Source organism: Bacillus sp. FSL H8-0534 (assembly GCF_038005885.1).
Lineage (GTDB): Bacteria > Bacillota > Bacilli > Bacillales > Bacillaceae_G > Bacillus_A > Bacillus_A pseudomycoides.
This window is the reverse complement of record NZ_JBBOUC010000001.1, coordinates 1506684-1530811: the sequence shown is the minus strand read 5'-3', so window position 1 is coordinate 1530811 and position 24128 is coordinate 1506684. Positions and strand designations below refer to the sequence as shown.

Sequence of the window (24128 nt, the reverse complement as noted above, 5' to 3'; positions counted from 1 at the left end):
TGTGATTTTATGAAAAAAATCACAGTAGTAGGAGCAGGTAGCTGGGGCACAGCGTTAGCGATGGTATTAGCTGACAATGGTCATGATGTACGTATTTGGGGAAATCGTTCGGAGCTCATGGATGAAATCAATATGAAACATGAGAACAGCCGGTATCTCCCAGGAATTACATTGCCAAGCACAATCGTAGCCTACTCTTCTTTAGAAGAGGCATTAGTAGATGTAGATACAGTACTTTTAGTCGTGCCAACGAAAGCGTATCGAGAAGTATTGAAAAATATGAAAGATATTGTTTCACAGCCAATTACTTGGATTCATGCAAGTAAAGGGATTGAACCAGGAACTTCAAAACGTATTTCAGAAATGATTGAAGAAGAAATTCCAGCGCATCTTATTCGGGATGTTGTTGTCCTATCAGGACCAAGCCATGCGGAAGAGGTAGGGCTTCGTCAAGCGACAACTGTTACTTCAGCTGCTAAACGTATGGAAGCAGCTGAAGAAGTACAAGACTTGTTTATGAATAGTTATTTCCGAGTATATACGAATCCTGATATTGTCGGAGTAGAGCTCGGTGGGGCATTAAAAAATATTATTGCACTAGCCGCGGGTATAACGGATGGCCTTGGATTAGGTGATAATGCAAAAGCAGCTCTTATGACACGTGGTTTAACGGAAATCGCTCGTTTAGGAAGAAAGATGGGTGGTAATCCGTTAACATTTGCTGGTTTAACGGGAATGGGTGACTTGATTGTAACTTGTACAAGTGTCCATAGTCGAAATTGGCGTGCGGGAAATATGCTTGGAAAAGGGTATTCATTAGAAGAAGTATTAGATAGTATGGGTATGGTAGTTGAAGGTGTACGAACAACGAAAGCTGCATATGAGATGGCTGAGAAAATGAAAGTTGAAATGCCAATTACGGCAGCCTTATATGATGTACTATTCAATGGAAATAATGTGAAAGATGCAGTAGGGTCATTGATGGGGCGTGTTCGTAAACATGAAGTTGAAGCGATACCTGATTTATTGTAAATAAAAGCTGTATGCGTGAAAAAAGCACGTATACAGCTTTTTATTTTTCTGGGTTTTTTCACCATTTATTTCTTTTTGCATACGATGGATTGTAACTTGAAGAGAGGGTGAAGAAAATGGATAATAACATTTTCAATAATATTGAAAAAGAAGCGAAAGTAAATAAAGACGATATTTTTAAATTAGCATCATCTGTACAAAATGCAAATTTACGCGATGAGAAAATACTACGCCAATTAATCCATCAGGTCGCAGTAATGGCAGGGCGAGAGGTACCAAAAGAGCAAGAAGATCAAATTGTAAAAGCGATTATTAATAATAATATGCCAACAGACTTTAGCTCGTTAAGTAAAATGTTTAAAAAATAAAGCATGAGAAACAAAGGGTTCGAGGATTGCATACGATAGCTATGAAGAAATGGGATTGGAGCTGTTTGTGGGCGTATTTGGTCAACCGAAGCGAAGATGATACATTCGCTTCGGTTTTATTTTTGTTTTTTATTTACATTTATCCATTTTGAATTTCCAATATATAATTCGCCATTATGAAGAACGAAAGGTGACCTACACTCATTTTATTTATTTGTTTTCACTTGGCATGGACAGGAAGAGGGTCGGACCGCTTCTATGCATGGTCGGATGCTCTCTTCCGCCAGAAAAGAAACGCTTTCTGCCGCTTTTTCAATTTGTACGTATACATAAATATTCTCCAACATATAAGTCTCAGCTGTGAAAATAAAAGGGAGTCTCCACCCGCTTTCTCCTTTTGTTTTCACTTGGCATGGGGCAGGAAAAGGATCTAACCGTTTCTATGTATGGCCGGATGCTCTCTACCAGCTAAAAAGAATGGTCTTATATTATTTTTCTATTTGTTTAAAATTTTTAATTTGTTAAAATAGTATAAAAATAGATTGATAATTAAGGGGTGGGTATATGTCTGAAGGACTTATAAAAATGTGGTTTTCTTTAGGAGCAATGGGATTCATGTTTATTGCAGTAGCTTTTATTTTATTAAGTAGGCATAAAATAAAGAATAAAATTTTGAAAGGTATTACAGCGCTGGTTGCTTATACACTTATGGTTGTATCTGGGATTGTTATTTTCCTCGTTGTATTTAGTGGGCCAGTCGAACAATAAGAATGAATAATCGCCACTCTTTGTTTTCAAATAGATTGTGGGGAGGTAGGTGGAAATGAATAAACAAGATTTAATAGATGTGAGCGAGAAAATAAAGGATGGATTGACTGTGAAAAAAAACTATATTATTTTAATATTTTGTTGTATAAGCCTTTTGTCAGGATGTATGTATCCTAGAGAAAATATGAAACAGAATGCTGTCCCTTATGAAGATCAGCTGCAAGCTGTACAAAAGGCAGTCAATACATATAAGGAACAAAATAATGGTTTATTGCCAATTAAAACGCGTGATATGAGCACACCAATTTATCAAAAATATCCAATTGATTTTCAAAAAATTGCACCACGTTATATACAAGAAGCACCTGGAAATGCATATGAAAGTGGTGGTGTATATCAATATGTATTAGTAGATGTAGAAACAAATCCAACGGTAAAATTAATCGATGTAAGAATGGCAGAACAAATTCGGGATGTTAAGTTGAAATTGCAAATGTATCGTGATGAACATCAATATCCTCCCTTTAAAAAGGTTATTGCAGATGGTGTTTATGAGCTAGATTTCAAAAAGATGGGATATAAAGATGTGCCTCAAGTGACAAGTCCATATTCTGGAAAAGGATTACCGCTTGTAATTAATGAAAAAGGGGAAATTTTTGTTGATTATCGAATGGATTTATATGAAATGTTACAAAAAAACGGAGAAAAGTTGAAAGAGGGGGAAGATATTCGTAATATGCTTTTAAAAGATACACCATTTGTGCCCGCATACTCTTTACCGTATACAGTAAGAAACGGAGAACCAATTTTTTTTAAATGATAAGTCATTAACCTTTCTTCTAGCGAATAAGTTCTAGAAGAAAGGTTTTTTCATGTATTACAACTTATGATGCAAACAAAAAGTTTTTTTTAAATAGTCATATGAATTTAGGACAAAATCATATGATATATTGTCCACACTTCTAGAATATTTTTATGTTATTTCATATGATAGGAAACATCAGTGAAGGATATTGTATGTGAATACAAATTGGATTATTCCCAAAAATTTTGAGGGAGGGAATCACTTGGAAAAGGTCGATATTTTTAAAGATATTGCTGAGCGCACAGGCGGTGATATTTATTTAGGGGTTGTAGGAGCTGTTCGAACAGGGAAATCAACGTTTATTAAAAAATTTATGGAGCTTGTTGTTATTCCAAATATCGAAAATGATTCAGATCGTCAGCGAGCACAAGATGAATTACCTCAAAGTGCTGCTGGACGTACAATTATGACAACAGAACCGAAATTTGTTCCAAACCAAGCGGTTTCCATCCATGTTGATGACGGTCTTGAAGTAAATATTCGATTAGTAGATTGTGTTGGTTATACGGTTCCTGGAGCGAAAGGGTATGAAGATGAGAATGGCCCACGCATGATTAATACACCTTGGTATGAAGAACCCATCCCGTTTCATGAGGCTGCTGAAATTGGAACGCGTAAGGTGATTCAAGAACATTCTACTATTGGGGTTGTCATTACAACTGATGGAACGATTGGAGAAATTCCAAGACGAGATTATATAGAAGCAGAAGAACGTGTTATCAATGAGTTAAAAGAAGTGGGTAAACCGTTTATCATGATTATTAATACAGTACAGCCGTATCATCCAGATACAGAACAGTTACGTCAAAGTTTATCAGAGGAGCATGATATTCCTGTATTAGCAATGAGTGTGGAGAGTTTAAGAGAAACAGATGTTTACAATGTACTTCGTGAAGCTTTATTTGAATTCCCTGTTTTGGAAGTGAATGTGAATCTACCAAGCTGGGTTATGGTATTAAATGAGGGACATTGGTTACGTCAAAGTTATCAAGAAGCTGTTCAAGAGACAGTTAAAGATATAAAAAGGCTTCGTGATGTAGATCGTGTTGTTTGGCAATTTAGTCAATATGAGTTTATTGATCGAGCGAGTTTAGCTGGGATTGATATGGGGCAAGGCGTTGCAGAGATTGATTTATATGCACCAGATGAATTGTACGATCAAATATTAAAAGAAGTTGTAGGTGTAGAAATTAGAGGGAAAGATCATTTATTAAAGCTTATGCTTGATTTTTCTCATGCAAAAACGGAGTATGATCAAGTTTCAGAGGCTTTAAGAATGGTCAAACAAACAGGATATGGCGTAGCTGCGCCGGCCTTAGCTGATATGAGCCTAGATGAGCCAGAAATTATTCGTCATGGATCGCGATTCGGTGTGAAATTAAAGGCGGTTGCACCGTCTATTCATATGATTAAAGTTGATGTTGAATCTACATTTGAGCCAATTATTGGTACTGAAAAGCAAAGTGAAGAGCTTGTCCGCTACTTAATGCAAGATTTTGAGGATGATCCGCTTTCTATATGGAATTCTGATATCTTTGGACGCTCGCTTAGTTCAATTGTTCGAGAAGGAATTCAAGCAAAATTGTCTTTAATGCCTGAAAATGCTCGTTACAAATTAAAAGAAACGCTAGAAAGAATTATTAACGAAGGATCTGGCGGATTGATTGCCATTATTTTATAAGGAGCCCCCTGCGAGCAGGGGGTTTTTACTTTTTTATCCCGCTATTTGCAGGCTGTAAGACTCCAGTCTCAAGATTCAGAGAAAAGTGAGGAAGATAGGTGGAGAGGAGAAAAGAAATAGCCATTATCTAATACTTTGTAGCATATTGTCAAGTTTCATCGTTTTTTCACATTTTCGAGGTAACAATTTCTTTAAAAATATTGAATTATACAGGAGAATCGTATAATATAGGCGTTGATAATGATTTATCTACATCTTTGTAGTATAGAATTTGTAAAAATTGCCTACAAATGAAAGTAAGACTCATTTTATGATCATTATACAGTCTTATCTTTGGGAGGAGGTGAATGGCATGAACAAGACAGATTTAATCAATGCTGTTGCAGAAGCAAGTTCCCTTTCTAAAAAGGACGCAACAAAAGCAGTTGACGCTGTTTTTGATTCTATCTTAGAAGCTTTAAAACAAGGTGATAAAGTACAATTGATCGGATTCGGTAACTTCGAAGTTCGTGAGCGTGCGGCTCGTAAAGGACGCAACCCACAAACTGGTGAGGAAATTGAAATCGCTGCAAGTAAAGTACCTGCATTCAAACCTGGTAAAGCGTTAAAAGATGCGGTTAAATAATCCTTACATATTAACAGGGAAGAAGAGTTTCCTTTTTGGAAACTCTTCTTTTTGCTTTTAAAATCATAAATATGCTAGAATGTGTTCGTATCACTTTTAGGTTTTTCGGGAGGGTTAAGCGGATGGCAAAAGTTAACTTAGAACAAATCGAGCAAGCAGTGCGTCTTATTCTAGAGGCAATTGGAGACGATCCAAATCGTGAGGGAGTACTTGATACACCGAAACGTGTTGCGAAAATGTATGCAGAAGTATTTTCAGGTATGCATGAAGATCCAAAGGAGCATTTGCATAAAGTGTTTGGAGAAGAGCACGAGGAGCTTGTATTAGTAAAAGATATTCCATTTTATTCGATGTGTGAGCACCATCTTGTTCCGTTTTACGGAGTTGCTCATGTTGCATATATTCCACGTGGTGGAAAAGTAACAGGTTTAAGTAAATTAGCTCGTACTGTAGATACAATTGCACGTCGTCCACAACTTCAAGAACGTATTACGTCAACAGTGGCTAATTCTATTATGGAAGTGCTAGAACCACATGGTGTTATGGTAGTTGTTGAAGCGGAGCATATGTGTATGACAATGCGCGGTGTGAAAAAGCCTGGTGCAAAAACGGTAACTACAGCAGTGCGCGGTGTGTTAGAAAATGATGCAGCGGCACGTAGCGAAATTTTGTCTTTTATTAAGGCAAAGTAAAGGAAAGCGGGAAACTGCTTTTCTTTTTTATTTATATTATTTTACTTTTGATTCCGGTTGTTTGTAGGAAATACTGTCTGTATCCAACAAAACTAGGTGGGGATTACTGCCTGTGAAATCTAAATTCTTATAATGAGCAAGGAGAAATGAGAATTCCATTTTAATGTGTGTTTATGGAGTGAGAGATATAGTCTTTAAAAAATTACATATATTTTGATAGCTGTCCATAAACTTATAGGTGAATGAGTTTTTGTTTTTTATGCGTATTGTATGAATAGAAATCTAACATATAGTTTATCTTGATTCCCCAAGTTTTGGTTATAGAAAATAGAATGTATGTGTTATAATAGGTTTTATGAATTAGAAAACAAGGGTGATTTTTTGTGTGTGACATCTACGGAGGGTATGCGGATATAAAGGAGCAGTTGCTATCAAAACTGCGCCATCCTTATTTTATAAACTATATTGAAGAACCATTTATTGATGAAGAAAAGGTAGTGCTTTTATACGCTGCTTTAAAAAATGCAAATTTACATAAAGAACAGATTGATCACTATGTTTTAACGATTATGCTTGTACAAATCGCTCTTGATACACATGAAAAAGTATCAAACAAAGCAGATGAAGAAACAAGTGGATTTCATAAGCGTCGTCAGCTTACAGTACTTGCAGGTGATTACTATAGTGGACTGTATTATTATTTACTTTCAATGAATTGTGATATTGTATTAATTCGTGCACTTGCCGAAGGGATTAAAGAAATTAATGAACATAAAATTATGTTATATCAGAGGGCATATGAAACAGCTGATGAAGTAGTCAAAAGTGTTATGACAATCGAATCGGCACTTTTACAAAAAACATGTGATCATTTTCATTTATCACATTGGAAACCGTTTATAGCATATATGCTAGGGAATAAGCGTCTTCAAAAAGAGTATCAATTGCATGCTAAAAGAAAAACTGCACCTGTTTTTCAAGCGGTTCAAGCAACTCTATCAAATGATGATGACAGAAATGTGGAAGCGGTCTTTACAGAGTGGTTGAAAAAAATGGATGAACAAGAAAAATCATTTCTTCAAAGCCATAAAGAAATTGATGAGATAGTTTCCGCTTTAAAAGATAAATTGAAAACATAAGCAATTTTATATTGGAAGAAGGGTAAGCGCATGCAACAATCAAAAGAAGAAAGAGTACATGACGTATTTGAAAAAATCTCTGATAAATACGATGTAATGAATTCAGTTATAAGTTTTCAAAGGCATAAAGCATGGCGAAAAGAAACGATGCGAATTATGGATGTACAACCTGGAAGTAAGGCGTTAGATGTGTGTTGTGGGACTGCTGATTGGACAATTGCACTTGCTAATGCTGTTGGTCCAAACGGAGAGGTACATGGTTTAGACTTCAGTGAAAATATGCTATCTGTCGGTAAAGAAAAGGTAAAGGCATTAGGATTGACGCAAGTGGAGCTTCTGCATGGAAATGCAATGGAACTTCCATTTGAAGATAATACATTTGACTATGTAACAATTGGGTTTGGATTACGTAATGTTCCTGATTATATGCATGTATTAAAAGAAATGACGCGAGTAGTAAAGCCAGGCGGGAAAGTGATTTGTTTAGAAACATCTCAACCAACGATGATTGGTTTTCGCCAGATGTATATTTTGTATTTCAAATACATTATGCCTTTGTTTGGCAAAATGTTTGCAAAAAGCTATAAGGAATATTCATGGCTTCAGGAGTCTGCTAGCACATTCCCAGGGATGAAAGAATTAGTGAAGATGTTTGAATCGGCAGGACTTGAGCATGTGCAAGTGAAACCATTTACTTTTGGTGTAGCAGCTATGCACTTAGGATTAAAACCGAAATTAAAATAGAAAAAAGACGTTTTTAGGTTAAGGTGAACAATATGAAGTTACAACTTATGTACTCTTTTTTACGATCGGATATTGATGTAATAGAAAAAGAATTAAAAAAGGTTGTTGCCTCAGAGCAACAACTAATAGAAGATGCGGCATTACAGCTTATCGAAGCTGGTGGTAAACGAATTCGTCCTGTATTTGTGCTACTTGCGGGGAAATTCGGAGACTACAAGTTAGATGCAATTAAACATGTTGCAGTTGCTCTAGAGCTCATCCATATGGCTTCGCTTGTTCATGATGATGTAATTGACGCAGCGCTCTTACGAAGAAGTAGTGCAACTGTAAATGCAAAATGGGGAGATCGTATTGCGATGTATACGGGAGATTATTTGTTTGCAAAGTCTCTAGAGTGCATTACGAATTTAGAAGTTCCAGAAGCTCACCAGGCATTATCGTATACAATTTTGGAAGTGTGTAAGGGTGAAATCGAACAAATTAAGGATAAGTATGATTATAATCAAAATTTAAGAACGTATTTACGACGGATTAAGAGAAAAACAGCATTGTTGATTGCGGCTAGTTGTCAGTTGGGAGCTATTGCTTCTGGGGCAAGTCGTGATACTGTAAATCGTTTGTTTTGGTATGGTTATTTTGTTGGAATGTCGTATCAAATTATTGATGATATTTTAGATTTCGTTTCAACAGAAGAAAAATTAGGAAAACCTGCTGGTGGAGATTTATTGCAAGGAAATGTCACACTTCCAGCTTTGTATGCAATGGAAGATCCAAAGCTTCGTGCAAAAATTGTATCCGTACATGAAAATACAACTGCAAGTGAGATGAAAGAAATTATTCACGATATTAAAACAAGTCCAGCAATTGATCGGGCATTTGCATTTAGTGAACGTTATTTACATAAAGCATTAGAGGTAATAAAACCTTTGCCACGTGGACAGGCAAAATATGCGTTGCAAAATGTTGCAAAGTATATTGGAAAACGAAAATTTTAATGACTTTCTTTTACAAATAAAAAAATCTCTCTATTTCAAAACTATTGCACAATTGTGATAAGGGTGTTAATATGTGTGTGGGGATATACAATTACATACATAATTCAGAAGTGGAGAGATTTTTTATGGAAAAAACATTTCTAATGGTAAAACCAGACGGCGTACAACGTGCCTTCATTGGGGAAATTGTAGCTCGCTTTGAGAAAAAGGGCTTTCAATTAGTTGGTGCGAAATTAATGCAAGTTACTCCAGAAATTGCAGGAAAACATTACGCTGAGCACACAGAAAAACCTTTCTTTGGTGAATTAGTAGATTTCATTACATCTGGTCCTGTTTTTGCAATGGTATGGCAAGGGGAAGGTGTAGTAGATACTGCTCGTAATATGATGGGTAAAACAAGACCTCATGAAGCGGCACTAGGTACAATTCGTGGCGATTTTGGTGTAACAGTTGCGAAAAATATTATCCATGGTTCTGATTCTCTAGAAAGTGCAGAACGTGAGATTGGTATTTTCTTTAAAGAAGAAGAATTAGTAGACTACTCAAAATTAATGAATCAATGGATTTACTAATTATTTTAAAATAATTTGTAAACGCTTTAATTACTGTGGTAATAGTGAAAAGTGCAAGGAGAGTGTAAATACTCTTCTTGCACTTTTTTAGTTTCAAATAGTTACGAAGTAAGGCTCGGTATGATATATTGATACATAAAGTAAAACCTCTATGAAGGAAGAATAACTTTTGAACAAGACATAAAATCTTTCTTTTTAGGTGGAAGAGAGCATCCGCTCATGCGTAGAAGCGGTCAGCCCCTCTTCGTGCTCCATGCCAAGTGAAAACAAAGCGAGAAGTGCGGGTCACCTTTAGTTTTTCATAGCAACGAGTTATATGTTGAAAAAACAAAATGGAGTTATATAGTAGAAAATAGGGAAATCCTATATCTTCACTATATATACATACAACTTGAAAGACGACATAAAATCTTTCTTTTTAGGTGGGAGAGAGCATCCGCTCATGCGTAGAAGCGGTCAGATCCTCATCCTATCATTAATGTGGGATAAAATAATTACAAGAAAAGGGGAATATCCGATGCGATACATCACAGCGGGTGAATCTCATGGTTCGCAGCTTACGACAATTTTAGAAGGTATTCCAGCAGGGTTATCTTTAGTAGCAGATGATATAAATGAAGAATTAGCAAGAAGGCAGAAAGGTTACGGACGTGGCAGACGTATGCAGATTGAAAAAGATCAAGCACAAATTGTCAGTGGTGTTAGACATGGACTTACGCTAGGGTCTCCAATTGCACTCGTTGTCGAAAATCGAGATTTTACCCATTGGACAAAGATTATGGGAGTAGATCCGTTAACTGAACAAGAAGCAAAAGAAATGAAAAGACAAATTACAAGACCGAGACCTGGTCATGCTGATTTAAATGGTGCAATTAAATATGGACACCGTGATATGAGAAATGTACTTGAACGCTCTTCAGCACGTGAAACAACAGTTCGAGTTGCAGCAGGAGCTGTTGCGAAAAGACTTTTAGCAGAGTTAGGTGTAAAGGTTGCTGGACATGTAATTGAAATTGGCGGTGTGCAGGCAGAAAAGCTTACATATGACTCAATAGAACAACTAGAAGAAATTACAGAAGCATCCCCGGTTCGTTGCTTAGATGAGGAAGCGTCTAAAAAGATGATGCAGGCAATTGATGATGCAAAAACAAGTGGAGATTCTATTGGTGGAATTGTTGAAGTGATTGTAGAGGGAATGCCAATTGGAGTAGGGAGTTATGTGCATTATGACCGAAAACTCGATGCGAAATTAGCAGCGGCAGTAATGAGTATAAATGCTTTTAAAGGTGTGGAAATTGGCATTGGATTTGAAGCGGCACATAAGCCAGGAAGTCAAGTGCACGATGAAATTCTTTGGGATCAAGAAAAAGGGTATACGAGACGAACAAATCATGCTGGTGGATTAGAAGGTGGCATGACAACAGGTATGCCGGTTGTCGTACGCGGCGTCATGAAACCCATTCCAACGCTATATAAGCCGCTTCAAAGTGTTGATATTGATACGAAAGAATCTTTTTCAGCGAGCATTGAACGTTCTGATAGTTGTGCTGTACCAGCAGCTAGTGTTGTGGCGGAAGCAGTTGTTGCATGGGAACTAGCAGTAGCTTTAGTGGAACAATTTGGAGCAGATCGTATGGATTGTATTCGTGAAAATATTAAGAAACATAATGAATATGCGAGGGAATTTTAATGGAGAAAATACATATTCAGACGCAGTCTAAAGAGTATGATGTATATGTAGGAAAAGATGCGTTGTCACATTTGACAGCGCTTGTTCGAAATATGGAACCGACTGTTTCTAATGTAATGGTCATTTCTGATGAATCTGTCGCATCATTTCATTTAGAAGAAGTTATGGATGCATTGCAAGTAGAAAAACATGTTTTTTCATTTGTTGTTCCAAGTGGAGAGAAAGAAAAATCATTTGAAAACTTTTATGCGGCTCATACGTCAGCGCTTGAAAATGGGATGGATCGACATTCTTTAGTTGTTGCACTTGGAGGAGGAATGATCGGTGATTTAGCTGGTTTTGTTGCGGCGACATTTATGCGCGGTATTCGCTTTATTCAAGTTCCAACAACGTTACTGGCACATGACAGCGCAGTTGGTGGAAAAGTTGCCATTAATCACCCTCTAGGAAAAAATATGATAGGAGCGTTTCATCAGCCAGAAGCAGTTCTATATCATACACCATTTTTAAATTCATTACCGGAAAAAGAGTGGCGTTCAGGATTTGCTGAAGCGATTAAACATGCTTTTATCGGTGATGTTGAATTATATCATTGGTTAAAGCGAGAAGTGAAAACATTAGAAGATGTACGGGATGAAAAATTAATTTATATATTACAGCGAGCAATTCCTGTAAAAGCAAATATTGTAGCGCAAGACGAAACTGAAAAAGGTGTGCGTGCTCACTTGAATTTTGGACATACATTAGGACATGCTCTTGAAAAAGAGATGGGGTATGGGAAAATTACTCATGGTGATGGAGTAGCAATTGGTATGTTATTCGCGATATTCTTAAGTGAACAAATTTATAAAGTAGACCTTGGTTATAAGGAAATTAAGCGGTGGTTTTCTCAGTATGGTTATCCACATATGCCAAGGAATCTAAATATAGAACGTCTTGTGCAAGTGATGAAGCAAGATAAAAAAGCGAACGCAGGAATAATTCGTATGGTACTTATGCAGGAATATGGGGTAGTGAATGTCGTATCTATTTCAGATGAGACTGTCCATACTACATTAGAAGCATTTCAAAGAGATGAGGAATCTATTTGATTCGCGCAATTCGCGGCGCGATTACAGTCGAACATAATGAAGCTGAGGAGATATTGACTGCAACAGAGCGTTTAGTGAAGAGAATAGCAAATGACAATGGAATCTATCCGGCTGATATTGTATCGGTGTTAATTTCTACAACAGCTGACATAAATGCATGTTTTCAGGAAGCGACTTGGAAGGCTTTACTTATTACCGGTGATGTGTGTAAAAGAAATAGATGTACCGAATGCTTTGCAGAAGTGTATTCGTGTGATGATGACAGTCACGACAAGACAGTTGCAGCATGAAGTAGAGTGTATGCATGTAGAAAAGGCGATTGTACTGCGGTCTGATCTAGTAAAATGACAGGGGGAATCAAAATGAGAGTAAAAGAGCAATTGTTAACTTTGAAAGCATATGTACCTGGCAAAAACATTGAAGAAGTAAAAAGAGAATATCGATTATCTAAAATTGTAAAATTAGCATCTAATGAAAACCCGTTCGGCTGTTCAAAACGTGTAACGGAAGCTTTAGCTTCATTAAGCACACAATATGCTTTATATCCAGATGGAGCAGCTTTTGAACTTCGTGAAAAAGTAGCCGCACACCTTCATGTGAAACCAGAGCAACTTTTATTTGGTAGCGGTCTGGATGAAGTAATTCAAATGGTTAGTCGCGCTTTATTAGAAAAAGGTACAAATGTTGTGATGGCAAATCCAACATTTTCACAATACTATCACCATGCTGTAATTGAAGGGGCAGAGGTTCGTGAAGTGCCACTTAAGGACGGTATTCATGACTTGGACACGATGCTAAAGCAAATTGATGAACAAACGCAAATCGTATGGATTTGTAATCCGAACAATCCAACAGGAACATATGTAGAAAAGCAAAAATTACTTTCATTTTTAGAGGCGGTTCCGAAGTCAACACTCGTAATTATGGATGAAGCATACTATGAATATGCAGGAGCGAAAGAGTATCCACAAACATTGCCACTTCTTGAAGAGTATGAAAATCTCATGGTGTTACGTACATTTTCAAAAGCATATGGCTTAGCTGCTTTTCGTATTGGTTATGCTGTAGGGAATGAAAAACTCATACAGCAATTAGAAGTAGCAAGATTACCATTTAATACATCAGCTGTTGCACAAGCTGTTGGTTTGGTAGCGATAGAAGATCAAGAATTTTTACAAGAGTGCGTGAAGCAAAATGCTGAAGGATTAAATCAATATTATACGTTCTGTAAGGAGTACGACGTTTTTTACTATCCATCACAAACAAATTTCATATTCTTAAAGCTTGGGATTCCTGGTAATGAAGCATTTGAAAGATTAATGAGAAAAGGGTATATTGTTCGTTCAGGTGCTGCGTTTGGCTTGCCAGATGGTATTCGTATTACTGTTGGTTTAAAAGAAGAGAATGATGAGATTATTGAATTGCTGACGGAACTTGTGAAAGAGCAAAAAAAGAAAGAAGAAACATATTCTTAAGAAAAGGCGCGGCTCCCATTATAGGAGTCGTTTTCTTTAGGCTATACATATTTGCACGATGAAGAAGGAAAGCAGTACAATAAAGATATATACATACAAATTGGAAAACCGCCATAAAACATTTCTTTTTAGGAGGGAGAGAGGATCCGGTCGTGCATAGAAGCGGTCAGAGCTTTTTTCAGTCAGTCCCATGCCAAGTGAAAACAAAGAGAGAAAATGAGTGGGGATCTTCTTTTGTTTTTATAGCCGCGACTTATATGTTGGAAAATCAAAATGGATATATAGAGATGATATAGGTGTACAAAAGTATATATTATTTTTAATAGGGGTGATAAAAATGAGGAGACTCATAAGGCGGAAAAATGGTTTGAATGGAACGATTGCTGTGCCTGGAGATAAATCTATTTCACACCGCGCTGTGATGTTTGGAGCGATAGCAGAGGGAACAACAAAAATTTCAAATTTTTTATTAGGAGAAGACTGTTTAAGTACGATTGCTTGCTTTCGGAAATTAGGAATAATGATTGAGCAAGATGGTAACGATGTCATTGTATATGGAAAAGGATTAGCTGGATTACAGGAACCGAAAGAGGTGCTAGATGTAGGGAACTCAGGAACCACTATTCGTCTCATGCTTGGTATTTTAGCGAATGCTCCTTTCCATTGTACTATAATTGGGGATGAATCTATTGGAAAACGTCCTATGAAACGTGTTACAGCCCCTCTTCGTGAAATGGATGCACAAATTGAAGGTCGGGAAGATGGACAATATACGCCGTTGTCGATTCGTGGAGGAAACATAAAAGGTATACACTATCATTCTCCTGTAGCAAGTGCGCAGGTAAAATCAGCTATTTTACTTGCAGGATTGCAAGGAGAAGGGGTGACATCAGTAACAGAACCGTTACAATCTCGTGATCATACGGAAAGAATGCTGCGTGCATTTGGTTGTGAAGTGAATGTAGAAGGGCGAACTGTTTCTTTACAAGGGGGGCAATCGCTTGTAGGAACGGAAATAGAGGTTCCAGGTGATGTCTCTTCAGCTGCCTTTTTCTTAGTAGCGGGTGCAATTGTACCAAATAGTAAACTTGTATTGAAAAATGTTGGTTTAAATCCAACAAGAACAGGGATTCTGGATGTGTTATCAGAAATGGGAGCGCTTATTTCAATTCGTAATGTTCGAAATGAAGAGTTTGAACCATGTGGAGATATTACAATTGAAACTTCTGAACTGAAAGGAATTGAAATTGGCGGTTCACTTATTCCAAGGTTAATTGATGAAATTCCTATTATTGCTTTACTGGCGACACAGGCGACAGGAACAACAATTATTAAAGATGCAGAGGAGTTAAAAGTAAAAGAAACGAATCGCATCAATACGGTTGTTGATGAGCTTCGAAAACTGGGAGTGGAAATTGAAGCGACACCAGATGGTATGATTATTAATGGGAATCAGAAGTTACAAGGGAATATTGTTAATAGTCATGGGGACCATCGCATTGGCATGATGCTTGCAATTGCGTCTTGTATAGCAGAAGGAGAAATGCAAATTGAAAATGGTGATGCAGTTGCTGTATCCTATCCGAATTTTTTTGAGCAGTTAGAATCTCTGTGAAGCAAAAGGATCTTTTCAGTTTGGGAAGATTCTTTTCTGCTTCTTTGAGTTGCTTACATGGCAACAGTTGTTTATGATTAATGAACAGAAGAGAATATTATAAGAATTAAAGGAGACATTTATGCAAAAGTTTGAACAGGCTGTTTCTTATATTGAAAATGGGGAAGCGGAAAAAGGATTAACACAATTAAAAGAATTGGTAAAACAAGGGACAGATGAAGAGAAGTATGATATTGCTCGCTACTATCATACGCTTGGATTTATTGATGAAGCGTTAGCGATTACAGAAGATTTACGTTTGTTATATCCAGAAGAAAGTGAGTTTACAATATTTTTAGCAGAATTATATATTGATTTAGATAAAGAAGATGAGGCAATTGAAGTGCTTCATGATATCTCTGAAGACGATGAACTGTATGTTCAATCTTTACTACTTGTTGCGGATCTATTTCAAATGCAGGGCTTCGATGATGTTGCAGAGCAAAAACTATTAAAAGCAAAAGAAATGATGCCAGAAGAGCCTGTTATTACTTTTGGACTAGCAGAACTTTATAGCAGTAAAGGTGAGGAGCAAAAAGCGATTGCTTATTACCAGTCATTACTTTCTGATCACAAAGTAATGGGAGGTGTTGTAATTGCCCTTCGCTTAGCTGAAACGCTAAGTGCAATTGGAAACTGGGAAGAAGCAATTACGTACTATGAAGAAGGATTAGAAGAACAAAAAGATATTCATTCTTTATTTGGGTATGCATTTACACTTTATCAAGGTGAAGAGTATCAAAGGTCGATTGGAGCTTGGAAAGAATTAAAAGAACTAGACCCAGAATATGCATCCTTATATATGTATTTGGCTAAATGTTATGAAAAAGAAGGAATGCTTCAAGAAAGCTATGAAACACTTCATGAAGGAATTAAAATTGATGAATTATCTGTGCCTCTTTATGTAGAACTTGCAAATATTGCAGCGAAGATAGGGAAATTAGCAGAAGCAGAAGAATTGCTTCAAAAAGCATTACAGATTGATCCAGGACATTTAGGTACGATATTAAAATATGCATATATCTTAAAAGAACAAGAGAAATATGAAGAACTAATTGTTGTTGTAGAAAATGCAATGGATAGTGGAGAACAAGATACACAATTACTTTGGGATCTGGCATTTGCGAAAAAACAATTAGAAATGTATTCTGATGCATTAAAACACTATGAGAGTGCATATACTTCTTTTAAGAATCATCCGGATTTCTTGGAAGAGTACGGTTATTTCCTATTAGAAGAAGGGATGCGAAAAGAAGCGAAAGAAGTATTTACACGCTTACTACAACTGGATCCAACACAAATTCACATCGAAGAATTGCTATATAATTTAGAGGATTTTTCATAAGTTGGAAGGAAAGTGAATGCTGCTTCTTGAATCTAAATAAGAAAAGAGAAAGACAGAGGAGGGACTGAGCGCTATGAATACCCCTGTTTCTGTAAACGAGAAGAAGGATTTTGTAAAATGGTTTTTAAACAATTATCAACTGAAACAGCGTGAATGTGTATGGATTTTAAATTATTTAATGAGTCATGATCAATTAATGCACAAAGTCCACTTCGTAGAACATGCAAAATATTGCCCTCGTGGTTTAGTGATGTCAGCAAATTGTGTGAAAGATACACCGTTTCACTTCTTTAAACAAAATGTTATGACGACGGATGCAGAAAAATCATTTCATGACATTCGTTTAAATCGAGATGAGGATATTTATATTCAACTTAATTTTAAATCATCGTTCCAAAATGCAAATTATGTAGCAGTATTAGAAGAAAATCCGTACTTGCCAAAGCATATTGAAGTAAATGAAAAAGATCGTTTACTTGCAGAACGATTTTTAGAAGAGAGTGTATTTTCATTTCGAAGAGATCGACTTTTAAAGCAAATTGATGAAGCGCTGGACAATCAAGATAAGGAAGCTTTTTGTAAGTTAACAGAGGAATTGAAAAGTTTGTAGGGAATGATAATTTTCTTCAATTTTGACAAATTTCTAACTATTTAAAGAAAAACTACCTAATATAGGTAGTTTTTCTTTTTTTACCTGTTTTAGTATGGTTTAATAGATATAAAGTGAAAGTTCTGTCATTTAGAATGAGATAATGGGCAAAGGAGGGAATTATGATGAAATGGGCTGTAAAAGATGCGGAGCAATTTGAACAAGCTAGAGAGTATGTGGATACTGGTATTATACCCCTTCTTTCTATTTCAGTAGCAAAAGAAATGAAGAGTGTTGTAGCGCAAGGGGAATTTATTGAAACTTTAAGCATGGAGTTAGAAAGAGAATATAAAGGGAGAGTGCTTTTGTTACCGCCGTTTACGTACTTAACGGAGCAGCAAAAGCAAGAGAAAGGGCGTTTACAAGATTGGACAAGTCATTTGCAGGAGCAAGGATTGAAACATATTGCTTATGTTACAAGTGACTTTGCATGGAAAGAGGGTGTAGATACGTTACCAGGTCATTTGTTTTGGTTACCTGCTTTGTCGCTAGAGGAATTTAGTGATCAAGCGAAAAGAGAAGTAATTCATGCGCATGTAAAAAATATAATGGAATTATTAACAGAAAAGTGGGAAAATAAAAAATAAGCAGATAGTTCTTATGATTATGAGTAGTATGATATTGACCTGCGCATGTGGGTATTATATCATGATAGTGTCCTAGTTTTTATTTTTTTATACTGTTTTGTCACGAGGGGACAATTTCTGATAGAGGGGGGAAATTTTCGTGAGCGAGAAAGAACATCGTGTGTCAAGAAGACAATTTTTAAACTACACGCTTACAGGTGTAGGAGGTTTTATGGCAGCTGGAATTTTAATGCCAATGACGCGCTTTGCACTTGATCCAGTTTTAAGGAAAGAAGCGGGGGGAGAGATGGTTGCTGTTGCGCAAGTTAAAGAGATTACAACAGAACCAAAACGCTTTGACTTTAAGGTAAAGCAGGTTGATGGATGGTACAAGTCCGAAGAACCAAAATCTGCTTGGGTGCATAAAGATGAAAGCGGAGACATTGTAGCGTTTTCTCCAGTGTGTAAACATTTAGGGTGTACGGTTAACTGGAATTCAGACAAGTCGCATCCTAATCAATTTTTTTGTCCATGTCACGGGGGACGTTACACAAAAGATGGCATAAACATAAAGGGAACGCCGCCTCTTGCTCCACTTGATGTGTATGAATCCAAAGTGAAGGATGGAACGCTTTATTTAGGAAAAGCAAAGCCAAGAGGGGGTGCGAAATAGATGTTAAATAAAATTTATGATTGGGTGGACGAACGGTTAGATATTACACCGATATGGCGTGATATTGCCGACCATGAAGTACCCGAACATGTAAATCCAGCACATCACTTTTCTGCATTCGTCTACTGCTTTGGAGGACTTACGTTTTTTGTTACTGTAATTCAAATTTTGTCAGGAATGTTTTTAACAATGTATTATGTACCGGATATTAAAAATGCTTGGGAATCGGTTTATTATTTACAAAATGAAGTTGCGTATGGACAAATTGTACGTGGCATGCACCATTGGGGTGCCAGCCTTGTAATTGTAATGATGTTTTTACATACACTTAGGGTTTTCTTCCAAGGTGCATATAAGAAACCTCGTGAATTAAATTGGATTGTCGGTGTTCTTATTTTCTTTGTTATGCTAGGTCTTGGTTTTACCGGATATTTATTACCATGGGATATGAAAGCGTTATTTGCAACAAAAGTAGGGATTCAAATTGCGGAGCAAACACCGCTTATCGGTCCTTATATTAAAACATTACTTGCTGGTCACTCCGAAATTGTCGGGGCTCAAACATTAACTCGCTTCTTTGCTATTCACGTCTTCTTCTTACCAGCAGCACTTCTAGGCTTAATGGCCTTCCACTTCATCATGATTCGCAAACAAGGTATTTCTGGTCCGCTATAAGTAAGAGATTGCTAATTTGAAAGAATAGGAGAAAAACTGAATTGAAGGAGGGAGATTATGCATCGCGGCAAAGGGATGAAGTTTGTGGGAGATTCACGAGTACCTGTAGCACGTAAACCGAATATCCCGAAAGATTATTCTGAATATCCAGGGAAAACAGAAGCGTTTTGGCCGAACTTCTTGTTGAAAGAATGGATGGTTGGTGCGGTTTTTTTAATCGGTTATTTATGTTTAACGGTGGCGCACCCGTCGCCACTTGAGAGAATGGCGGATCCTACAGATGCAGGATATATACCACTTCCAGACTGGTATTTCTTATTTCTGTATCAGCTTTTAAAGTACTCATATGCATCAGGCTCATTTACTGTAATCGGCGCGTTTATTATGCCAGGGATTGCATTTGGAGCATTACTATTGGCGCCATTTCTCGATCGAGGTCCTGAAAGACGTCCATTGAAACGGCCAGTTGCAACTGGATTCATGCTTTTAGCAATTGCTTCTATCATCTTTTTAACATGGGAGTCTGTGGCACATCATGACTGGGAAGCTGCAAAAAAACAAGGTGCAATTGTGAAAACGACACCAGTAGATAAAAATGATGAAGGTTATAAATTGATGCAAAAAAATACATGTTTAACATGTCATGGTGATAACTTGCAAGGTGGTGCAGCGGCGCCAGCGCTGCAGAATTTAACGTTAAAACCAGAAGAAATTGCAAAGATTGCGAAAGATGGAAAAGGTGCGATGCCTAAAGGAGTATTTAAGGGCACAGATGAAGAGTTGAAGAAGCTCTCAGAATTTATTACGAAATATAATAAAAAATAATTGAAGGCTGACTACGAATTTGTAGTCAGCTTTTCTGTTTGTAACACAAAGTTTGCTATAATAAAAGCATAGCGTTTTAGAGAATAAAAAAGTTACTTTGTTTGAAAGGTGTTGTATATACATATTGGTCTACATGTATGCGTTATTAAGACAGCGTTCGGTTTTACTACTTTTGTTCATCATTAACATTTTAGGGACAATATATGGTTTTATTTGGTATGGAGATCAACTGATGGAAACTTCATTGATATTCTGGCCATTTGTTCCTGATAGTCCTATTGCAAGTTTCTTCTTTGTTTTTGTATTACTGGCCTTTTTGTGTAATAAAAATTGGGGACTAATAGAAGCTTTAGCAATCGTTTCCTTAATGAAATATGGCATTTGGGCTGTTGTTGTAAATGGCATTGTGTTTATGGTTAAGGGCAATCTTGAGTTTATAAGTTATATGTTGGTACTTTCTCATTTTGCAATGGCTATACAAGGTTTATTATATGCCCCGTTTTACCGTATAAAAAAGTGGCATTTTATTGTAGCAGGTATATGGACGTTACATAATGATGTAATCGACTATTTGTTTTGGCAAATGCCGAGATATGGTATTATGCATTTGTTTGTAGAACAGATTGGTTACTTTACATTTTGGTTAAGTATTGTTGTATTAGCTATTACATACTATTATTGTTTGAGAAAAAATCGAAAACAGTTTTCGTTATGAAATTAAATGAGGAATTGGAGAAAGAAAATGAATAAAAATAAGATAGGTGTAAGAATATTCGATCGTTTGATAACTACTATTGTCTCATACTGTATAGCATTTTCTATTTTTGCTATTGCAACTACAATTGTTGTATATGGGAAATGGTTATATTATGCAGATATACATTTTTTAAATATACCAGATTTAGCAAATATGACAGAATCAGAAATTAAGAAGAACTATGATGTACTGATGACATACCTTTCTCCTTTTTATCATGAATCATTACAATTGCCTACACTAGATATGTCAACAAATGGAAGAATTCATTTTGTTGATGTGAAAAATATTTTAGTGAAGATTCAATACGGGATGTGTATGGCGCTCAGTATTGCTTTATTGGGCGGGGGGTATTTATTGCGTAAACGAAAGATGAAGTTTTTATTACATGGCGCAATTTTGACCATTATATTTCCGATTGCGCTTACTTTGCCTATTGCAATTAATTTTGAAAAGAGTTTTGTACTATTCCATAAACTTCTTTTTAGCAATGATTATTGGCAATTTGATAGTGAAACAGATCCTATTATTTTAATGCTACCAGAACAGTTTTTTATGCATGCAGCATGTGTAATTTTAATATTGATTTTATGTGGGAGTGCTTTTTGTTATTGTATGTATAGATATTTATTAAAAAAGCGGAAGTCTTCAATGGAAAATCTTTATTCATAAAATATTTTTCGGTTTCGTTCTGTTCTATTCTTGTCCACCTTAACATATTTTGTACTAGTAGTTATAGGGGGGACCGGAATGAAGAGAGTCTTAATTGGAATGATAGCATTTCTGATTATATTGTTTCCAGTACGTATATACGCTGAAAAATGGAATGAGTTAACGGGGCTATTAGATGATTCTTTGCAACTTGTAAAACAAGAAGAATATAAGAAAGCAACGCAAGTATTGCAACATTTTTCAGAACAATTTGTATTGCGGGAGAATGAAAAGGAAAATAAACTAACACCCATGCATTTTCGGGTAATCTCTTTAGCGTATGACAGGGCACAGCGATCGCTTGAGGAAGAAAGTTTAGATCAGCAAATAAAAATAGATGATGTCTTGGCACTACAATTGGTGGTAGATGCGGAAGTATCTAAGTATCAACCGCTTTGGATAGAACGAGAAGGACGTGTTATGGGGGCTTTTGCTAAAGTTGAAAAGGCACTTCAAACAGAAGATGATGAACGATTCCAACAATCATTAAATACATTTTTGCATGAATTTTATGTGATTTATCCAAGTTTAATGATTGCATTGCCGGAAAATCAATCACAGCGTGTAAATGCGCATTTATCGTATTTGGATGAATTCCGTAATGTGATGTTAAAAAATAAAAGTGGACAAATGCAAGTAGGGATTATAAAAGGAGATTTACAAAAAATATTTCAAACAGCAAAGAAAGATGAAGTGGACTCTTCTCTCATATGGTTTATGACAATTACAGGTGGACTTATTTTCTTTACATTAACGTACGTCGGTTGGAGAAAATATAAGGGAGAGAAAGCGAAGCGTACCAGTGGGATACATTCTAAAAATCGATAAGATCACTAATATAGACAAGGATTGTAAGGTTTCTTTATTGACAATATATAAAGAAGAAAATAGAATGGATAGTACTATAATTACGACTTCAATGGAGGTTCATAATGGCTTTTTATTTAGTTTATTTCGCGATCATTATGATCATACCGTTGTATGCACAGTCAAAAGTACGCAGTGCTTATAGCAAATATTCACAGGTGTATTCAACATCGGGTATGACAGGAGCGGAAGTAGCTCGAAAAATTTTAGATGAAAATGGTTTGTATAACGTAGCTGTAGAAGAAACACCAGGGCATTTGTCAGACCACTATGACCCAACAGCCAAAACGGTTCGCTTGTCAACTGATAACTATTATGGTCATTCAGTTGCTGGAACAGCTGTAGCAGCTCATGAAGTAGGGCATGCGATTCAAGATGCGAAAGATTATAAGTTTATGCGTTTTCGTCATTCTTTAGTTCCAGTTGCAAGCTTCGGATCGAACATGTCATGGGTGTTCATTATGATTGGTATATTTGCATCGATGACAAAGCTATTGTTACTAGGGATTATTTTAATGGCAGCAGGTGTAGTTTTCCAGCTCGTTACATTGCCGGTTGAGTTTGATGCTTCAAAACGCGCAATGCAGCAAATTGAAGCACTTGGAATTGTATCAACAGACGAATATGGGCAAGCACGTAAAGTATTAAATGCAGCAGCTTTAACATATGTTGCAGCGGCGGCAGTAGCGGTATTTGAATTGCTTCGTCTAGTATTAGTTTATACAGGGATGCAGCGTAGCGATGATTAAAGACTATCGATTTCGATAGTCTTTTTCTTTATCCCGCTATTTGTGGACAGTAAGACTCAAGCCTTAAGTTTCAGAGAGCAGCGATGAATTTTGTTTTATAATTTGTTTATTATTGTAAATTGATAACAAGTAGCATAATGAAATTTAAAGAGCAAGTTATAATAGTAAGAAGCATAGGTAAAGTGATTATGAGTGAAGGTGATGGAAATGCAATATCCAGATTCATTAGTACTGCATGTGAAAAAACTTAGTGCTCCCTATCCATTAGAAGGTTTTTTATGTGGACAAGGTCCTGAAAAGCCGAAACTAATGCTTGTTGGAGAAGCGCCAGGAGAAACAGAAATTCATAATGGCATTCCGTTTAGTGGAAGAGCAGGTAAGGAGTTAATGGGATTTTTAGAACGTATCGGCCTTACAAGGGAAGAAGTATATATTACGAGCACTGTACGTAGCCGGCCTTATATATGGAGAGAGAAAAGAGAGCGGAGCGGGCAAGTTGCTCAGAAGAAATATAATCGAACCCCAAATCAGGGAGAAATACTTATACATGCTCCTTTGTTAGATTATGAGATGGAGCACGTGCAAGCACCGGTTATTGTCACACTTGGAAATATTGCATTAAAGCGTTTAGTGGGACCAGATAAAAAAATTACTGATGTTCATGGACAATTATTGCAGCAGCCAGTACGAAGACTAAAAAATAATCAAAGTACAGATTTTATATGGACCGAGAAGATATATAATATTTTTCCGACATTTCATCCAGCATCAATTTTTTATAATAGAGGCTTGTTGGATTTGATTTATGAGGATTTAGAAAAATTAGGGAAGTATATATAGTAGAAGTTTTCTTTATAGGGGTTTACAACTTAAAAAGCTATCGGGTTCGATAGCTTTTTAAGTTGTGTATTTGGAAAGTG

The 24128-nt window shown here is 36.4% G+C and carries 26 protein-coding genes and 1 pseudogene; all 27 read left to right on the top strand.

Features of this window, described 5'->3' with window-relative positions:
• Window positions 1-9 precede the first annotated feature (9 nt).
• The 27 genes and pseudogenes from MHH71_RS08035 (at window position 10) to MHH71_RS07900 (ending at window position 24048) form a co-directional block, all read left to right on the top strand.
• A complete protein-coding gene (locus MHH71_RS08035; protein WP_006094267.1) occupies window positions 10-1032 on the top strand; it encodes an NAD(P)H-dependent glycerol-3-phosphate dehydrogenase in 1023 nt (340 codons plus the stop codon).
• 116 nt (window positions 1033-1148) lie between these two features.
• The gene (locus MHH71_RS08030; RefSeq protein ID WP_018764271.1) at window positions 1149-1400 is read left to right on the top strand and encodes a stage VI sporulation protein F; all 252 of its coding nucleotides are present in this window, start codon (window positions 1149-1151) and stop codon (window positions 1398-1400) included.
• A gap of 564 nt (window positions 1401-1964) precedes the next feature.
• Window positions 1965-2168, top strand: coding sequence for a DUF2768 domain-containing protein (locus tag MHH71_RS08025; RefSeq protein ID WP_016114089.1), 204 nt, complete (start codon window positions 1965-1967; stop codon window positions 2166-2168).
• Between the two features lie 109 nt (window positions 2169-2277).
• Complete coding sequence (locus MHH71_RS08020; protein ID WP_026008435.1) at window positions 2278-2988, top strand: hypothetical protein; 711 nt, start codon at window positions 2278-2280, stop codon at window positions 2986-2988.
• A 247-nt stretch (window positions 2989-3235) separates the two neighbouring features.
• Window positions 3236-4714, top strand: a complete 1479-nt coding sequence (gene spoIVA, locus MHH71_RS08015; RefSeq protein ID WP_016114091.1) for a stage IV sporulation protein A — start codon at window positions 3236-3238, stop codon at window positions 4712-4714.
• A 352-nt stretch (window positions 4715-5066) separates the two neighbouring features.
• Window positions 5067-5339, top strand: coding sequence for an HU family DNA-binding protein (locus MHH71_RS08010; RefSeq protein ID WP_001043860.1), 273 nt, complete (start codon window positions 5067-5069; stop codon window positions 5337-5339).
• Window positions 5340-5461: 122 nt separating this feature from the next.
• A complete protein-coding gene (gene folE, locus MHH71_RS08005) occupies window positions 5462-6031 on the top strand; it encodes a GTP cyclohydrolase I FolE (RefSeq protein ID WP_003206523.1) in 570 nt (189 codons plus the stop codon).
• A 383-nt stretch (window positions 6032-6414) separates the two neighbouring features.
• Complete coding sequence (locus tag MHH71_RS08000; RefSeq protein WP_006094290.1) at window positions 6415-7170, top strand: heptaprenyl diphosphate synthase component 1; 756 nt, start codon at window positions 6415-6417, stop codon at window positions 7168-7170.
• 30 nt (window positions 7171-7200) lie between these two features.
• Complete coding sequence (locus tag MHH71_RS07995; RefSeq protein WP_006094292.1) at window positions 7201-7914, top strand: demethylmenaquinone methyltransferase; 714 nt, start codon at window positions 7201-7203, stop codon at window positions 7912-7914.
• 32 nt (window positions 7915-7946) lie between these two features.
• A complete protein-coding gene (gene hepT / locus MHH71_RS07990) occupies window positions 7947-8909 on the top strand; it encodes a heptaprenyl diphosphate synthase component II (protein WP_003206518.1) in 963 nt (320 codons plus the stop codon).
• 125 nt (window positions 8910-9034) lie between these two features.
• Entirely contained in the window at window positions 9035-9481 is a 447-nt protein-coding gene (ndk, locus tag MHH71_RS07985; protein ID WP_003206516.1) for a nucleoside-diphosphate kinase, read from the top strand.
• A gap of 517 nt (window positions 9482-9998) precedes the next feature.
• Window positions 9999-11171 carry a chorismate synthase gene (gene aroC, locus MHH71_RS07980; protein ID WP_033798766.1) on the top strand — a complete coding sequence of 391 codons (1173 nt, stop codon included), beginning with the start codon at window positions 9999-10001 and terminating at the stop codon, window positions 11169-11171.
• Window positions 11171-12262, top strand: a complete 1092-nt coding sequence (gene aroB / locus MHH71_RS07975; RefSeq protein WP_003206512.1) for a 3-dehydroquinate synthase — start codon at window positions 11171-11173, stop codon at window positions 12260-12262. Before aroC ends, aroB begins: the two co-directional genes overlap by 1 nt.
• A pseudogene (gene aroH, locus MHH71_RS07970) lies at window positions 12259-12610 on the top strand (chorismate mutase). Before aroB ends, aroH begins: the two are co-directional and overlap by 4 nt.
• Window positions 12611-12624: 14 nt before the next feature.
• On the top strand, window positions 12625-13737 hold the full coding sequence (gene hisC / locus MHH71_RS07960) for a histidinol-phosphate transaminase (RefSeq protein WP_006094298.1): 1113 nt from the start codon (window positions 12625-12627) through the stop codon (window positions 13735-13737).
• Between the two features lie 331 nt (window positions 13738-14068).
• On the top strand, window positions 14069-15352 hold the full coding sequence (aroA, locus tag MHH71_RS07955) for a 3-phosphoshikimate 1-carboxyvinyltransferase (RefSeq protein ID WP_371399184.1): 1284 nt from the start codon (window positions 14069-14071) through the stop codon (window positions 15350-15352).
• A 121-nt stretch (window positions 15353-15473) separates the two neighbouring features.
• A complete protein-coding gene (locus tag MHH71_RS07950) occupies window positions 15474-16736 on the top strand; it encodes a tetratricopeptide repeat protein (protein ID WP_006094302.1) in 1263 nt (420 codons plus the stop codon).
• A gap of 73 nt (window positions 16737-16809) precedes the next feature.
• Entirely contained in the window at window positions 16810-17346 is a 537-nt protein-coding gene (locus MHH71_RS07945) for a ReoY family proteolytic degradation factor (protein ID WP_003206504.1), read from the top strand.
• 164 nt (window positions 17347-17510) lie between these two features.
• On the top strand, window positions 17511-17972 hold the full coding sequence (locus MHH71_RS07940) for a YpiF family protein (RefSeq protein ID WP_018764280.1): 462 nt from the start codon (window positions 17511-17513) through the stop codon (window positions 17970-17972).
• A 139-nt stretch (window positions 17973-18111) separates the two neighbouring features.
• Window positions 18112-18624, top strand: coding sequence for a menaquinol-cytochrome c reductase iron-sulfur subunit (gene qcrA / locus MHH71_RS07935; protein ID WP_003196349.1), 513 nt, complete (start codon window positions 18112-18114; stop codon window positions 18622-18624).
• Complete coding sequence (gene qcrB, locus MHH71_RS07930) at window positions 18625-19299, top strand: menaquinol-cytochrome c reductase cytochrome b subunit (RefSeq protein WP_000932700.1); 675 nt, start codon at window positions 18625-18627, stop codon at window positions 19297-19299.
• 57 nt (window positions 19300-19356) lie between these two features.
• Window positions 19357-20124 carry a menaquinol-cytochrome c reductase cytochrome b/c subunit gene (gene qcrC, locus MHH71_RS07925; protein WP_003206500.1) on the top strand — a complete coding sequence of 256 codons (768 nt, stop codon included), beginning with the start codon at window positions 19357-19359 and terminating at the stop codon, window positions 20122-20124.
• A gap of 124 nt (window positions 20125-20248) precedes the next feature.
• Window positions 20249-20839 carry a DUF1405 domain-containing protein gene (locus MHH71_RS07920; protein WP_033798769.1) on the top strand — a complete coding sequence of 197 codons (591 nt, stop codon included), beginning with the start codon at window positions 20249-20251 and terminating at the stop codon, window positions 20837-20839.
• A gap of 27 nt (window positions 20840-20866) precedes the next feature.
• Window positions 20867-21553 (top strand): lipoprotein intramolecular transacylase Lit, encoded by a 687-nt coding sequence (lit, locus tag MHH71_RS07915; RefSeq protein ID WP_018780981.1) that lies wholly within the window; start codon window positions 20867-20869, stop codon window positions 21551-21553.
• A gap of 78 nt (window positions 21554-21631) precedes the next feature.
• The gene (gene ypjB, locus MHH71_RS07910; protein WP_006094306.1) at window positions 21632-22420 is read left to right on the top strand and encodes a sporulation protein YpjB; all 789 of its coding nucleotides are present in this window, start codon (window positions 21632-21634) and stop codon (window positions 22418-22420) included.
• A gap of 104 nt (window positions 22421-22524) precedes the next feature.
• Window positions 22525-23208 (top strand): zinc metallopeptidase, encoded by a 684-nt coding sequence (locus MHH71_RS07905; protein WP_018764284.1) that lies wholly within the window; start codon window positions 22525-22527, stop codon window positions 23206-23208.
• Between the two features lie 201 nt (window positions 23209-23409).
• Complete coding sequence (locus MHH71_RS07900) at window positions 23410-24048, top strand: uracil-DNA glycosylase (RefSeq protein ID WP_018780979.1); 639 nt, start codon at window positions 23410-23412, stop codon at window positions 24046-24048.
• Window positions 24049-24128: the final 80 nt, after the last annotated feature.

Excerpts from the sequence above, each read along its gene's own strand:
- MHH71_RS08010 (WP_001043860.1), top strand. The coding sequence starts at position 5,067 with ATGAACAAGACAGATTTAATCAATGCTGTTGCAGAAGCAAGTTCCCTT.
- ndk (WP_003206516.1), top strand. The coding sequence starts at position 9,035 with ATGGAAAAAACATTTCTAATGGTAAAACCAGACGGCGTACAACGTGCC.
- MHH71_RS07905 (WP_018764284.1), top strand. The coding sequence starts at position 22,525 with ATGGCTTTTTATTTAGTTTATTTCGCGATCATTATGATCATACCGTTG.
- MHH71_RS08035 (WP_006094267.1), top strand. The coding sequence starts at position 10 with ATGAAAAAAATCACAGTAGTAGGAGCAGGTAGCTGGGGCACAGCGTTA.
- MHH71_RS07945 (WP_003206504.1), top strand. The coding sequence starts at position 16,810 with ATGAATACCCCTGTTTCTGTAAACGAGAAGAAGGATTTTGTAAAATGG.
- aroB (WP_003206512.1), top strand. The coding sequence starts at position 11,171 with ATGGAGAAAATACATATTCAGACGCAGTCTAAAGAGTATGATGTATAT.
- hisC (WP_006094298.1), top strand. The coding sequence starts at position 12,625 with ATGAGAGTAAAAGAGCAATTGTTAACTTTGAAAGCATATGTACCTGGC.
- MHH71_RS07900 (WP_018780979.1), top strand. The coding sequence starts at position 23,410 with ATGGAAATGCAATATCCAGATTCATTAGTACTGCATGTGAAAAAACTT.
- qcrC (WP_003206500.1), top strand. The coding sequence starts at position 19,357 with ATGCATCGCGGCAAAGGGATGAAGTTTGTGGGAGATTCACGAGTACCT.
- aroC (WP_033798766.1), top strand. The coding sequence starts at position 9,999 with ATGCGATACATCACAGCGGGTGAATCTCATGGTTCGCAGCTTACGACA.
- folE (WP_003206523.1), top strand. The coding sequence starts at position 5,462 with ATGGCAAAAGTTAACTTAGAACAAATCGAGCAAGCAGTGCGTCTTATT.
- MHH71_RS08030 (WP_018764271.1), top strand. The coding sequence starts at position 1,149 with ATGGATAATAACATTTTCAATAATATTGAAAAAGAAGCGAAAGTAAAT.
- MHH71_RS07950 (WP_006094302.1), top strand. The coding sequence starts at position 15,474 with ATGCAAAAGTTTGAACAGGCTGTTTCTTATATTGAAAATGGGGAAGCG.
- ypjB (WP_006094306.1), top strand. The coding sequence starts at position 21,632 with ATGAAGAGAGTCTTAATTGGAATGATAGCATTTCTGATTATATTGTTT.
- MHH71_RS08025 (WP_016114089.1), top strand. The coding sequence starts at position 1,965 with ATGTCTGAAGGACTTATAAAAATGTGGTTTTCTTTAGGAGCAATGGGA.
- hepT (WP_003206518.1), top strand. The coding sequence starts at position 7,947 with ATGAAGTTACAACTTATGTACTCTTTTTTACGATCGGATATTGATGTA.
- qcrB (WP_000932700.1), top strand. The coding sequence starts at position 18,625 with ATGTTAAATAAAATTTATGATTGGGTGGACGAACGGTTAGATATTACA.
- lit (WP_018780981.1), top strand. The coding sequence starts at position 20,867 with ATGAATAAAAATAAGATAGGTGTAAGAATATTCGATCGTTTGATAACT.
- MHH71_RS07995 (WP_006094292.1), top strand. The coding sequence starts at position 7,201 with ATGCAACAATCAAAAGAAGAAAGAGTACATGACGTATTTGAAAAAATC.
- MHH71_RS07940 (WP_018764280.1), top strand. The coding sequence starts at position 17,511 with ATGAAATGGGCTGTAAAAGATGCGGAGCAATTTGAACAAGCTAGAGAG.